The organism is Lelliottia sp. GFLA7, from assembly GCF_056490165.1.
Genome location: NZ_JBWLAQ010000006.1, coordinates 155,011 through 168,768 on the forward strand (window position 1 = coordinate 155,011; position 13,758 = coordinate 168,768).

Consider the following 13,758-nt stretch of genomic DNA (forward strand, 5'->3'; position numbering starts at 1 on the left):
GATTTTTACGTTATGACCGATCGCGACACGCTTTTTTCCGCGCCTATCGCCAGTCTGGGCGACTGGACCTTTGATGAACGGGTAGCCGAAGTCTTCCCGGATATGATCCAGCGCTCTGTTCCAGGTTACTCCAATATTATCTCTATGATCGGCATGCTGGCTGAGCGTTTCGTTCAACCCGGCACGCAGGTCTATGACCTGGGCTGCTCGCTGGGCGCGGCAACGTTGTCCGTTCGTCGTAACGTGCATCATCAAGGCTGCAAAATTATTGCTGTCGATAACTCTCCCGCCATGGTTGAGCGCTGCCGTCGTCACCTGGACGCCTATAAAGCGCCCACGCCGGTCGACGTCATCGAAGGCGATATACGCACTATCGAGATCAAAAATGCCTCGATGGTCGTACTGAATTTTACCCTGCAGTTTCTGGAACCCGACGATCGCCAGTTGTTGCTGGACAAAATTTACCAGGGGCTCAATCCCGGCGGCGCGCTGGTCCTGTCTGAAAAATTCAGTTTCGAAGATGCCAGCGTCGGTGAACTGCTTTTCAACATGCACCATGATTTTAAGCGTGCTAACGGCTACAGCGAACTGGAAATCAGCCAGAAGCGCAGCATGCTGGAAAATGTGATGCTGACCGACTCCGTCGAAGCCCACAAAGCGCGTTTACATAAAGCCGGTTTTGAACACAGCGAATTGTGGTTCCAGTGCTTCAACTTTGGTTCTCTGGTGGCACTGAAAGGCGGTCAGGCATGATTGAGTTCAGCAATTTTTATCAGCTTATCGCTAAAAACCACCTCTCCCACTGGCTCGAAACACTACCCGCACAGGTTGCTGCCTGGCAGCGCGAACAACTGCACGGTCAGTTTAAGCAGTGGAGCAATGCCGTCGAGTTTTTACCGGAAATGACGCCGTATAAACTGGATCTGTTGCACAGCGTAACGGCTGAAAGCGAAGAACCGCTGAGCGATGGGCAACTGCTGCGCCTCGATAAATTAATGCGCAATCTCATGCCCTGGCGCAAAGGACCGTTTTCACTTTATGGCCTGAACATTGATACCGAATGGCGTTCCGACTGGAAATGGGATCGCGTCTTGCCTCATCTGTCGGATTTGACCGGGCGCACGATTCTCGACGTGGGCTGCGGGAGCGGTTACCACATGTGGCGTATGATCGGCGCTGGCGCGCACCTGGCCGTTGGTATCGACCCGATGCAGCTGTTCCTGTGTCAGTTTGAAGCCGTGCGTAAATTGCTGGGTAACGATCAGCGCGCGCATCTGTTGCCGCTGGGCATCGAGCAGCTTCCTGCCCTGGCTGCCTTTGACACCGTCTTTTCGATGGGCGTGCTTTATCACCGCCGCTCGCCGCTCGAGCATTTATGGCAATTGAAAGATCAACTGTTCAACGGCGGCGAACTGGTGCTGGAAACGCTGGTGATTGAAGGTGATGAAAATGCGGTGCTGGTACCGGGCGACCGTTATGCGCAGATGCGCAATGTCTATTTCATTCCTTCCGCCCTGGCGTTGAAAAACTGGCTGGAGAAGTGTGGTTTTGTGGATGTGCGTATCGCCGATGTGTGCGTCACATCGACAGAAGAGCAGCGACGCACGGAATGGCTGACAACCGAATCCCTGGCAGAGTTCCTCGATCCGAACGACAGTACAAAAACGATCGAAGGCTATCCTGCGCCTATGCGCGCAGTGTTGATCGCCACGAAGCCGTAAAAACAGTATCGGTTGGAGGAACAAACGATAAAAAAAGGCCCCTGTTGAAATTGCAGGGGCCTGGTACAAGCAAGCATCATATTGGGCAAGATGATGCGCGGTAAAAATCGGTACGTTGCTACACGTGATGACGCTCAATTATCGATTTCATTACCGCAACCGACTCTCCCTCTACGCCATAGCGGGAATACTCATCCGCTTCGGCATCCGTCGACATTGACAATCCTGTATTGCGATAACGCATGGGTGAAGGCGTCCATTTGCCTGCTGAGCTGTGAAGCTCCTCAACCCCGGCGTTGATAAAGATTTCCAGATTGCTGGCACGGACACCCGCGCCTGCCATGATTATTGGAACACCTGATTGTGCTTTAAGTTCCGTAATTAATTTTATTCCTTTCTCAGCAGACGATTCCTGCCCCGATGTCAGGATACGTGCCACTCCTAATTCCGCCAACTTATCAAACGCTTGCAGCGGATTTCGGCACATATCAAACGCCCGATGAAATGTCACCGCCATCCCTTTCGCGGCCGTCATAACCTGACGCATGCGTGGCATATCGACGTTGCCATCTTCATCCAGCAGACCAATCACCAGCCCCGGGAAACCCAGATCGCGAACCATCGCGATGTCTTCCAGCATGGCGTCAAATTCACCCGCTGAATAGAAAAAGTCACCGCCACGTGGGCGAATAATCGGGTGTACCGGGATTGTCACGGTCTGGCGAACCGATTTCAGCACGCCGTATGACGGCGTTAACCCGCCCTCTTTTGGCGCCGCACATAATTCAATGCGATCGGCTCCGTACTGTTGCGCCGTTACCGCGCATTCCGCGCTGTAACAACAGATCTCCAAAAGCGCCAAGGCATCCTCCTTAAAATTGACGTTAACGTACCATCATGCCACGCCGCAAAACGACGGACGTCGCGTGAGTTCACAAACTTATGCGCGCTATGCCTCACTCGCGACGATTTGCTCGAGGGTCCACGGGTGAAATTTCACGGTCACCCTGCCGTCCGTCACCGCCAGCGTCGGATTAGGCAATCGTTCGCGAGCCCCTTTCGGTGAACTGGTTTTGACAAAGATTCCCGGCTTGCTTAAACCTTCATCTGACAATAAGGCCAGAGCGCGGGCGTTCAGAGTGTCGGGGTCGCCCGGCAACACAATTTCAATATGCTCCCAGCCCTCAATCGGATAACGTTTTTCGCCCGGCCACGGCAATTCCACAACGCTAAACTGCCAGTGCGCAACGCACACGGGTTCACGAAGCTTAAACAAACAAATAGGACGACCGTTAATTTCGGTTTCAGACAACAGTTCGCCGCACTGTTCAAACCCACGACGCCAGCGCTCCGCCGTCGCATTTTGATGGCAGCGAAGAGAAATGTGATCCGCGTCGAGGGGGGCAATATCCAGCCCAAGCTGAGTGGCAAGTTCTGTGAACGCTTGAGTGAAACGCGGAAGATCTGCGGAAATATCATGCAGTTCATCAATGGATTGCCAGTTCGTCATCAGAAGGTCTCTTATCGTGTCGCAAAGCCGCTAATTTACTCTGTTGGCTCCCGTCAACCAACCGCAGTTTTGAGGATTTTACCGTTGCATGCTTATGCACTCTTTCATCGCCTGTTTTCTGCACGCTCTTGAGGCGGTGCAATGCTGACGCCAGGTGCCATTTGCAGTATACTCCCGCCCTAAATTCTTAAACTGGCGCGGGTTGTCGCTCATCCGCTTCAAAAAGGTAAGGTATCCAGGTGAATATTCAGGCTCTTCTCTCCGAAAAAGTCAGTCAGGCACTGATTGCCGCAGGTGCGCCTGCGGATTGCGAACCACAGGTTCGTCAGTCAGCAAAAGTACAGTTTGGCGACTATCAGGCCAATGGCGTGATGGCAGTGGCTAAAAAACTGGGCATGCCGCCGCGACAACTCGCTGAGCTGGTGCTGACTCATCTGGATCTCAATGGCATCTCTAATAAGGTTGAGATTGCAGGCCCTGGCTTCATCAACATTTTCCTGGATCCTGCCTTCCTGGCAAGCCACGTTGACGCTGCGCTGAAGTCCGAACGTCTGGGCGTTGCTCAGCCGAAGGCCGAAACGATTGTGGTTGATTACTCGGCCCCCAACGTGGCGAAAGAGATGCACGTCGGTCACCTTCGTTCCACTATTATCGGTGATGCCGCTGTCCGTACGCTGGAATTCCTCGGCCATAAAGTGATTCGTGCTAACCACGTGGGTGACTGGGGAACGCAGTTCGGCATGCTGATCGCGTTCCTTGAGAAACAGCAGCAGGAAAATGCCGGTGAAATGGCGCTGGCTGACCTAGAAGGTTTTTACCGCGAAGCGAAAAAACATTACGACGAAGACGCAGCTTTCGCCGAACGCGCGCGCAGCTACGTTGTAAAACTGCAGGGCGGCGACGAATACTTCCGCGAAATGTGGCGCAAGCTGGTTGACATCACCATGTCCCAGAACCAACTCGCGTATAACCGTCTGAACGTTACGCTGACCCGTGACGACGTGATGGGTGAAAGTCTTTATAACCCAATGCTACCGGGTATCGTGGCCGATCTGAAAGCCAAAAAACTGGCGGTAGAGAGCGAAGGGGCAACGGTTGTTTTCCTTGATGAGTATAAAAACAAGGAAGGCGAACCGATGGGCGTGATCATCCAGAAAAAGGATGGCGGCTATCTGTACACCACCACGGATATCGCCTGTGCGAAATACCGTTACGAAACGCTGCATGCCGATCGCGTGCTGTATTACATCGATTCCCGTCAGCATCAGCACCTGATGCAGGCCTGGACTATCGTGCGTAAAGCCGGTTATGTGCCGGAATCCGTTCCGCTGGAACACCACATGTTTGGCATGATGCTGGGTAAAGACGGCAAGCCGTTCAAAACCCGCGCGGGTGGCACGGTAAAACTGTCCGACCTGCTGGACGAAGCGCTGGAACGCGCACGCCGTCTGGTGGCTGAGAAGAACCCAGACATGCCTGCCGAAGAGCTGGAAAAACTGGCAAATGCAGTGGGCATTGGCGCTGTGAAATATGCGGATCTGTCCAAGAACCGTACCACTGATTATATTTTCGACTGGGATAACATGCTGGCTTTCGAGGGCAACACTGCGCCGTACATGCAGTATGCCTACACCCGCGTGCTGTCCGTCTTCCGTAAAGCCAATATCGATGAAAGCGCGCTGGCAAACGCCGCCGTCGTCATCACCGAAGATCGCGAAGCGCAGCTGGCTGCCCGCCTGTTGCAGTTCGAAGAAACGCTGACCGTGGTTGCCCGCGAAGGCACCCCGCACGTGATGTGTTCTTATCTGTACGATCTCGCAGGTCTGTTCTCAGGCTTCTACGAGCACTGCCCTATCCTGTCTGCCGATAATGAAGAAGCGCGCAACAGCCGCCTCAAGCTGGCGCAGCTGACGGCCAAAACGCTGAAGTTAGGCCTGGATACCCTGGGTATCGAAACCGTCGAGCGTATGTAACGCAGAAACAAAAAACCCGGCACATACCGGGTTTTTTATTATCAGAAATATTTTCGCAAATATTCCGTAAGGCACAGAATCGCCATCGCCTGTCCATAAGGCATTGATGTCCTCGGGATCTGACGGTAAAACTCCAGATTGCTTCCCATCCCCGTCCCAAACGACGTTTGTAGCAGCTCGCCCTCCGGTGAGATGTTTTTCACTATCCCGCGAATCGCTCTTTCCGCCACGTTGGCGTATTCCGCACTCACATAACGCTTACGCACGGCTTTCAGTATTCCGTACGCAAAGCCTGCCGTCGCCGATGACTCCAGATACGAATTCGGATCGTCGAGCAGGGTGTGCCACAGCCCACTGTCATCCTGACACGTCGCCAGCGCCGCAATTTGGGCATCTAAAACCTGTACCAGATAACGCCGTACGGCATTGTTTTCCGGCAAATCAACCAGCTCAAGGAAATCGGGAATCACGATCGTTAACCAGCTGTTCCCACGCGCCCAGCGCGCCTTGGCAAAGTTGTGCTGTCCGTCGTAGTTCCAGCCGTGAAACCACAGACCGGTTTCCCTGTCCATTAGGTTCTGGACATGGAGCAAAAACTGATAAACCGACTCTTCCACGTAATCGGGACGATTCAACAATTTGCCGATTTTCGCCAGCGGCAGCACCGTCATCATCAGCGTGTCATCCCACATCTGCTGATGATTTTCTTCTGCCAGAGTGATGTGTTGCATCCCTCCGTGGTCTGTACGCGGCATGTCATTCATCGCCCATTCCGCCCAGGTTTGCAGCCACGGCAGATACGTTGGGTTTTGCGTTTCTTCGTAACGGTACGCCAGCGTCAGAAAGGGTGCCATCGTGTTGACGTTTTTGGTGGTGGCGCCTTCAGCAAAGCGATCGGCAAACCAGGTGTCGATGATTTGACGCATTTCCTCGTCACCGGTCTGGCAGTAATACTGCCAGATTCCGTAAAGCCCCACGCCGTGGGTCCACTCCCACCCCGCCCAACCTTTGGTGTCAATGACGCGCCCATCGTCCAGCCGCAGTAAAAACTCGCCGTTTTTATCATTAATATTCACCAGGTTGTGCGTCACCTTTTGAATCAGCGATTTCAGCTCATCCCTGGCAATAAAATGCTCAGGCTGACGCAGTAACGGGCTATGTTTGACAGGCCAAACCTTCATTTTCTTATCCTCTGTGATAGGTCGAGTTCAGTACCGCGCGATCCTTCAGCGCAGTTGCAGCAGGTTTATTGCGATTCAGGTAACCGATATTGTTGTTACCCCACAGCGATTCGAACGGCATTCCCGCCAGCATTTCGACGGTCGCGCGGGCCTGCGGCGTGGCGGTCTCAGGCATAGCCCGGCCGGACTCCCGCATTTTGGCGGTCTCTTCGCGCAGCGTGCTGTGCGTTTGCAGGTTGAGCTTGAAGCGCAACGAAACGAGGAAACCGCAGATCAGGACCAGAATGGTGCCCACACTCAGAATCATCAGAATGGTGTGGCTGACCTCTGCTGGCTGCGTTTTCTGGCCGCTCACAAAGCCAGACATCTGCATCACAATACCGACCAGCATGATGGCACCCGCCTGCGAGGCTTTGCGCGTCAGGGTCATGATGCCGGCAAAAATCCCTTCGCGACGCTGACCGGTGATCACTTCATCGACGTCCGCGATGTAGGTGTACACGTTCCATGGAACATAGTTGATTCCGCCGCGTCCCAGGCCCGCAACGGCAGAGACCAGCAGCAACAGTGCGTACACATCGCTGAGTCCTGCGTAATACAGCACTGCGTAGGAGATTGACGCCAGACCAAACAGGACCACAACCATGCGGTATGACGGCGCTGGTCCAAAGCGGATGCACAGCGGGATCATCGCGATAACAGCGATGAACTGGAAGATCGCCATTGTGCCCAGCAGGTTAGACGCCATCGACGCTTCCTGCATCAGCACGAAAACGACGTAATAGGTGAACACCGCGTTAAACACGTCCTGCGCAATGTACCCACCGAGATACATGCCCAGATGCTGGCGGAAAATCTTCACGCGCAGCGTAGAGCTTAACTCAACAAACAGACGGTTAAGGCTTTGCCCAAGGTTGAGCTGTTTCTTCTCTTCTTCCGCTCTGAGCGCCGCTTCAGACCACTCTTCTCGCGGACGTTCCCAGGTAAAGAACCAAACGAAAGTCAGCATGACGGCGCAGAGTACGGAGAACACCAGGCTTGCGTAGAAGAAAGAGACGGCGTTGTCTTTGCCAAAATGCGTCAGCAAAATACCCGGCAGGAAAGAGGCCAGAATCGCCGACATCTGCGCCATGGAGATACGTGCGCCAGAGAATTTGGTCTTCTGTTTGAAATCGTCGGTCATTTCCGGCACCAGTGTTTCATATGGCACCAGAATCATGGTGTAGACGATATCAAAGACCAGATAGGTCAGCAGGTAGTACCAGAATCCCATATCGCCTACCCACATCAGTGAGTAGCTAAATACGCAGGGAATACCCAGCAGGATAAAGAATTTGCGGCGACCAAACCGTTTGCCGAGCCAGGTGGTACCGAAGTTATCCGTCAAAAAGCCCATCAGCGGACTGACAACGGCATCCAGAACCCTTGCCGCAGCAAAGATGAAAGTCGCCTCAATCGGCGAGAGTCCACAGAAGGTCGTGTAAAAATACAAAAGCCAGGCAGCCGTCAGCGCGGTCGTGCCTGCGCCAAGAAAGTCGCCTGAACCATAAGCGAGATAATTTGAGAGTCCTATTTTGCGTGTTTTCATTGCCGTTAACCCTTTCAGTTTTGGGAGACTCCCTGGGAAGCAAACCTCATCCGGGAGTTTTTACACGGCTACAGTAGAAGTATCGCCAAGGGGATACCTTTCTGTTTCTGCCATCGCACTGAAACAAATGGCAATAATGCAAAGAGATTAAGTACGCGTGTCACTGATTTATAAAACAGCGTTTCTTTTGCATCAAAAGGTTGGGTCATTTTTTGCGAGCCAGCCGTCAGATTCTTCCAACGGCTGGTGAAAAGGCAGGCAACTAGCGGTAGTTAACGATCACCTGGTTACTTTGAACTTTGAGTGCAGGAATCAAACGTCCCCCGCCCGGAACTTCCCAGACGAAACGCAGCGGTTCGATGGCGGGAACGCCATCCAGTCCGCGCGTTGTACCACTTTCTCCGTCCAGTTCAGTGCAGCGCGTCTGAGAACATAAACGAACCTGAAGCCCTGCGGGAGTGGGGCCAATAAGTTGATAGCGCCAGGCCACCAGCGTCATCAGCCCTGAAACCGGCTCCGGTGCCGAAAGCGGTCGCGATGATGCCGAGACGCCACGGTTACTGAGCGTGATCCCAATGCTGCTCGCCTCCCATGACCCCTCTCCGGCGGCCTGCGCCACCAGCGGGAAAAGTAAAATCAAAAGCCATTTGCGCATTATTTTCCTCCGATTGTCGCCGTCATACGGATATGGCGGTTATCCGACAGTTCCATATTCGAGAGCACCACCAGTTGCGTCAAACTGCGGCGCAGGAAGCGTGAAAGCAGCGGACGAAGCGCGTGGTTCACCAGCAGTACCGGCGGTGCGCCGAGCATTTCCTGACGCGAAAGCGCTTCCTGCGTTTGGGCCAGCAGTCGGTCGGCAAGGCCAGGCTCGAGGCCACCTCCGCCCTGCAATGCCTGCAGAAGCAAACGCTCAAGCGGTGTATCAAGACCGATAACCTGCACTTCTCCCGTCCCCGGGAACCACTGCTGAGTGATTGCGCGCCCTAACGCGACACGTACTACAGCGGTCAGTTCGTGCGGATCGCTTTGCAGTGGAGCATGCTCCGCCAGCGTTTCCAGAATGGTTCGCATATCGCGGATCGGGACTTTTTCTTCCAGCAGGTTTTGCAGCACTTTGTGCAGCGTGGTTAATGTCACCACACCAGGCACCAAATCTTCAGTCAGTTTTGGCATCTCTTGCGTGACGCGGTCGAGCAACTGTTGCGCTTCCTGGCGTCCAAAGAGTTCCGCCGAGAACTGACCAATAAGATGGTTAAGGTGTGTCGCAACCACGGTGCTGGCTTCAACAACCGTGTAGCCCTGGATCTGCGCCTGTTCTTTGAGTGCACTTTCAATCCAGATCGCCGCCAGGCCAAATGCCGGGTCGATAGTTTGTTCACCGGGCAGCGTTCCTGCCGCAGTGCCAGGGTTGATGGCCAGCCAGCGCCCTGGATAGGCGTCACCGCTGCCAATTTCAACACCTTTCATCAGAATACGGTAGCGTGCTGGCGGCAGATCCATGTTGTCACGGATGTGCACCACCGGCGGCAGGAAACCCATATCCTGAGCGAATTTTTTACGGATACTGCGAATGCGCCCGAGCAGTTCGCCGTCCTGCTGGAAATCAACCATCGGAATCAAACGATAGCCCACTTCCATCCCAAGGGAATCCTCAAGCTGGACGTCGTTCCAGGTTGCTTCAACCGCCTGGGTGTTTTCCGGCATTTTGACAGGAGTGACTTCGGCGGCAGGCTTGCTTTCACGCCCACGTAACCACCAGGCCAGGCCTAGCAGTGCTGCGGTGAAAAGCAAGAAGACGAAGTTTGGCATGCCAGGCACCATACCCAGCAGGCCGAGCACAGCAGCAGAGAGCATCAGCACATTCGGGTTGCTGAACAACTGCGTCACCATCTGCTGACCGACATCTTCATCGGTGCTTACGCGGGTAACAATAACACCTGCCGCAGTGGAGATGACGAGGGCCGGAATCTGCGCCACAAGGCCGTCACCGATCGTTAGCAGCGTATAGCTTTCCGCTGCATGGCCCATATCCATACCGTGTTGCAGCACGCCGACCAGCAAACCGCCCACCACGTTGATCACCATGATCAGGATGCCGGCGATGGCATCACCACGAACGAATTTACTCGCACCGTCCATGGAACCGTAGAAGTCAGCTTCCTGAGTCACATCAGAACGGCGTTTCTTCGCTTCATCTTCACCAATCAACCCGGCGTTTAGATCGGCATCGATAGCCATCTGTTTGCCTGGCATCCCGTCCAGTACAAAACGCGCGCCAACTTCCGCGATACGTCCCGCACCTTTGGTAATAACCATAAAGTTGATGATAACGAGGATCACGAACACCACGATACCGATGGCAAAGTTCCCGCCCACGAGGAAGTGGCCAAATGCTTCAACCACTTTACCCGCTGCCGCACCGCCGGTATGTCCATCCATCAGAATGATACGTGTGGACGCGACGTTCAGCGCAAGGCGCAGTAACGTTGTGAACAGCAGAATGGTTGGGAACGCAGCAAACTCCAGCGTACGCTGGGTAAACATCGCCACCAACAGCACCATGATGGACAGAGCAATGTTGAAGGTGAAAAGCAGATCGAGGATAAATGCTGGCAACGGCAGCACCATCATCGACAGAATTAGCAGGATGAGAATCGGCCCGGCAAGGATCTGCCATTGTACCGATTTCAGGTTGCTGGGCAGGCGCAACATCGCCACCAAATTAGCCATCAGTGTCCTTTTCGTTCAAAAAATCCAGTGCTGCAGGCACCGGAAGATTGCCAGGTTTTTCAGGTCGTTGACCGCCTGCTAAACGCCAGCGTTTCAATTGCCATACCCATGCCAGCACTTCCGCTACGGCAGCATAGAGCTGCCCCGGAATTTGCTGACCAATTTCAGCGTGACGATAAAGCGCACGCGCTAAAGGCGGTGCTTCAAGTACCGGCACGCGGTTCTCACTTCCAATTTCTCGGATGCGCAGCGCGATAAGCCCCGCCCCTTTCGCGACCACTTTTGGCGCGCTCATTTTGTTTTCGTCGTATTTTAAAGCGACAGAATAGTGCGTCGGGTTAGTGACGATAACGTCAGCCTTCGGCACATCTTCCATCATGCGGCGGCGCGCGGCGGCGCGCTGCATCTGGCGGATACGCCCTTTAACATGCGGATCGCCTTCCATCTGTTTATATTCGTCGCGCAAATCCTGGCGTGACATACGCAGCTTTTTGATATGGCTATAGATCTGGAAGAACACATCAAATCCAACCATGGGGATAATACTGAGTACCACCAGTACCGCGCAGAAACCCACTAAATCCATCGCATTACGCATGGCGGTTAGCGGGGATTCACTGAGAAGGCGCATCATATCTGGCCAATGGTGCCAAAGGTAAAACCCAGCAGTGCTGCCCATCAGCGTTGACTTAAGGATCGCCTTAAGCAACTCCGCACCCGTTTGCGCTGAAAACATCTTTGCAATGCCCGGGAACGGGTTAAGTTTGGAGAATTTGGGTTGCAGCGATTTCCCGCTGAATATCAGACCACCCAGCATTATTGGCGATACCAGTGCCACCAGCACGACTCCGCTGATCAAGGGTAACAACGCTATCATCGCGTTTTTAATCAACAGGATTATCTGGCTGAGGATCAAATTTTGGTCATTGACGATACTGTGATCGAAGCGTAGCCCGGCCGAGAGCATACCCGCCAGCCGGTTGGCAAACGCGCCGCCGCCGAACCAGATGATGCATACTCCTACGATTAAAATCAGCAGGGATGTCAGCTCTCGGGATCGGGGGACTTGCCCATCCTCACGCGCTTTGTCTAGTCGGTGGGGTGTAGGGGCTTCTGTTTTGTCGTCGCTATCGTCTGCCACTGTCTTGCTCGCTGCCCATTTCGTCAGGCTTATCATGCCAGAGCCTCGGCTGACCAATGGCGGGAAAAGCTCATATAACTTGTCCTTTTTGTCCCGTTTAACGAAGCAAAGATGACGGTCGGAACGATCTATACACTCCAAATTTGGAGCGATAGTTATTATTACTTCCTTTAACTGCTTAGAACGCATAAAAGAAATGAACTGTTTCACTAACGATTTTAAACATTAAAGCAACATCACCCCTAAGTTAAATCAACAAATAAAAAAAACAACCTCTCGATTTATACTTATTAACTATGCCCCATGCAAAATTAATAACACAGAGTAATGCCAAAGCCCTAAAAGGTTATATTACAACCACTTTTAAATAACCCATTAAAACTTCCAGTTATTAACCACCCCCTTTCCAGAAATAAACAAAGTTGTATACTGAGGTCTGGGGTGAAATAAGTTTATATAAATCCCAACGAACACATTCAACTACTGGATATAAATCGCACGGAGCTTCAGCTTATGAATTTAAGGAAAAATGTCATTGCCGCCACTATGCTGGCGATTATTTCCGGCAGCGCCTGTGCGGCAGAAACAAATGCCGGAACTATCCATTTTACCGGCCAAATTATAGAACCAAGCTGTACTATTCAAGGTGATGATGGCACGGATAGCACAGTCCCTCTCGGAACCTATACCACTAGCTTATTCACCGCTACCGGTGTCGAATCCACATTGGTACCCTTTTCAATCACTCTCGCAGATTGCCCACTTACTAGTGATGGCTTAGCAAAAGTTCAATTAACATTTAATGGCCCTTCTGCGCTCACTGGCTCAGCTACGTTATTAGATGTGAGCAAAATCACCACTGTAGGGGATACTGCAGCGACTGGAGTTGGGATCGCTATCAGCCCTGATGGTAAAGACACACAGCTTATCTCTATGGATGGCAAAGAGGAACAGGTCTACATTGATCTTCCGACCATAAAAGGAGACACCATTAAATCTGACTTTAATGCACGATATAAATCATTCGCAGAAAAAGTGACTGCGGGCCCAGCCGATGGTGACCTGACAGTGAATATTCTTTATCGTTAATACCCTCCCCTTATTCATAAAACATACATTTTAGTAGCACTTCTTTAGGGGATAGTTATGTCGATAGTCCGAAAGCTTATTCGGACTATCGTTTCCCTTGAGATACAAATTCATTAAAAGGGAGTTTTGATGCGTATTTCGTCGCTTTTATTATTATGCATTCCGGTTATTACGAGCACTATAAGTCATGCTGCAGGTATACAGATTGGGCGCACGCGCATCATTTATGAAGCGGGTAAAAAAGAGATCGCTCTCCCGCTTGTGAATAAAGATCATTCGCTGCCATGGCTGGTGCAATCCTGGACTGATACGGGTGATGGAAAAACACGTGGTCCCTTCATTGTCACGCCCCCTTTATTTCGTCTGGACCCGGAAAAGGAGCAGAGCCTTCGTATTGCCTGGAACGGTGCCGCGCTGCCTGAAAATAAAGAATCGCTATTCTACATGAACATTCGCACCATCCCGGCAACAGCAAAGGAAGACGATGATAAAAACGTCCTGCGCTTAATTTACAAAACACGACTGAAACTCTTCTGGCGCCCCGCTGGCCTGAAAGGCACTCCCAGTGATACCTGTAAACAACTTCGTTTTACGCGCAGTGGCAACATGTTGACCGTAGTGAATAACGGCGATTACTACAGCATCTTCGATAACCTCAAGGTGGGTAACACGAAGATTGATAAAGCCGATCAGGTCAGTCCTCAGTCAAGCGTCAGCATCCTTATTCCCGAAGGTGTTACCGGAACAAACGTCAGTTGGCGTTGCATCACGGATTACGGTAATGCCTCAACGCAATTCTCATTTACACTGGCTTAGGACGAA

Annotated in this window: 12 protein-coding genes; 5 read left to right on the top strand and 7 right to left on the bottom strand. The window is 52.5% G+C overall.

The genetic code is table 11. The annotated features are described in order from the left end of the window. Positions 1-12 precede the first annotated feature (12 nt). Both cmoA and cmoB read left to right on the top strand, forming a co-directional pair. On the top strand, positions 13-753 hold the full coding sequence (gene cmoA / locus AC07RN_RS16650) for a carboxy-S-adenosyl-L-methionine synthase CmoA (RefSeq protein ID WP_449554154.1): 741 nt from the start codon (positions 13-15) through the stop codon (positions 751-753). Further along, positions 750-1,721 carry a tRNA 5-methoxyuridine(34)/uridine 5-oxyacetic acid(34) synthase CmoB gene (gene cmoB, locus AC07RN_RS16655; protein ID WP_478336857.1) on the top strand — a complete coding sequence of 324 codons (972 nt, stop codon included), beginning with the start codon at positions 750-752 and terminating at the stop codon, positions 1,719-1,721. Before cmoA ends, cmoB begins: the two co-directional genes overlap by 4 nt. Before the next feature lie 118 nt (positions 1,722-1,839). On the opposite strand, the gene cutC is transcribed toward cmoB, so the two are convergent. Together cutC and AC07RN_RS16665 are read right to left on the bottom strand one after the other, a co-directional pair. Beyond that, positions 1,840-2,583, bottom strand: coding sequence for a copper homeostasis protein CutC (gene cutC, locus AC07RN_RS16660; protein ID WP_478336858.1), 744 nt, complete (start codon positions 2,581-2,583; stop codon positions 1,840-1,842). A gap of 87 nt (positions 2,584-2,670) precedes the next feature. After that, entirely contained in the window at positions 2,671-3,231 is a 561-nt protein-coding gene (locus AC07RN_RS16665) for a VOC family protein (RefSeq protein WP_015959443.1), read from the bottom strand. Between the two features lie 239 nt (positions 3,232-3,470). Here AC07RN_RS16665 and argS point away from each other — a divergent pair, with 239 nt between their 5' ends. Then, entirely contained in the window at positions 3,471-5,204 is a 1,734-nt protein-coding gene (argS, locus tag AC07RN_RS16670; RefSeq protein ID WP_478336859.1) for an arginine--tRNA ligase, read from the top strand. A 41-nt stretch (positions 5,205-5,245) separates the two neighbouring features. On the opposite strand, the gene bglB is transcribed toward argS, so the two are convergent. From bglB to flhB, 5 genes are all read right to left on the bottom strand, one after another. Further along, positions 5,246-6,385, bottom strand: a complete 1,140-nt coding sequence (bglB, locus tag AC07RN_RS16675) for a beta-galactosidase BglB (protein ID WP_478336860.1) — start codon at positions 6,383-6,385, stop codon at positions 5,246-5,248. A gap of 4 nt (positions 6,386-6,389) precedes the next feature. Further along, the gene (locus AC07RN_RS16680) at positions 6,390-7,973 is read right to left on the bottom strand and encodes an MFS transporter (protein WP_478336861.1); all 1,584 of its coding nucleotides are present in this window, start codon (positions 7,971-7,973) and stop codon (positions 6,390-6,392) included. A gap of 262 nt (positions 7,974-8,235) precedes the next feature. Next, positions 8,236-8,628, bottom strand: coding sequence for a flagellar protein FlhE (flhE, locus tag AC07RN_RS16685; RefSeq protein ID WP_407439975.1), 393 nt, complete (start codon positions 8,626-8,628; stop codon positions 8,236-8,238). After that, positions 8,628-10,706 (bottom strand): flagellar biosynthesis protein FlhA, encoded by a 2,079-nt coding sequence (gene flhA / locus AC07RN_RS16690; protein WP_478336862.1) that lies wholly within the window; start codon positions 10,704-10,706, stop codon positions 8,628-8,630. The genes flhE and flhA overlap by 1 nt, the downstream gene beginning before the upstream one ends. After that, a complete protein-coding gene (flhB, locus tag AC07RN_RS16695; protein ID WP_015959449.1) occupies positions 10,699-11,847 on the bottom strand; it encodes a flagellar biosynthesis protein FlhB in 1,149 nt (382 codons plus the stop codon). The genes flhA and flhB overlap by 8 nt, the downstream gene beginning before the upstream one ends. Positions 11,848-12,360: 513 nt before the next feature. Here flhB and AC07RN_RS16700 point away from each other — a divergent pair. Further along, positions 12,361-12,936 (top strand): fimbrial protein, encoded by a 576-nt coding sequence (locus AC07RN_RS16700; protein ID WP_478336863.1) that lies wholly within the window; start codon positions 12,361-12,363, stop codon positions 12,934-12,936. Between the two features lie 129 nt (positions 12,937-13,065). Continuing rightward, positions 13,066-13,752: a fimbrial biogenesis chaperone gene (locus AC07RN_RS16705; RefSeq protein ID WP_478336864.1), complete on the top strand. Its 687-nt coding sequence runs from the start codon at positions 13,066-13,068 to the stop codon at positions 13,750-13,752. Positions 13,753-13,758 lie beyond the last annotated feature (6 nt).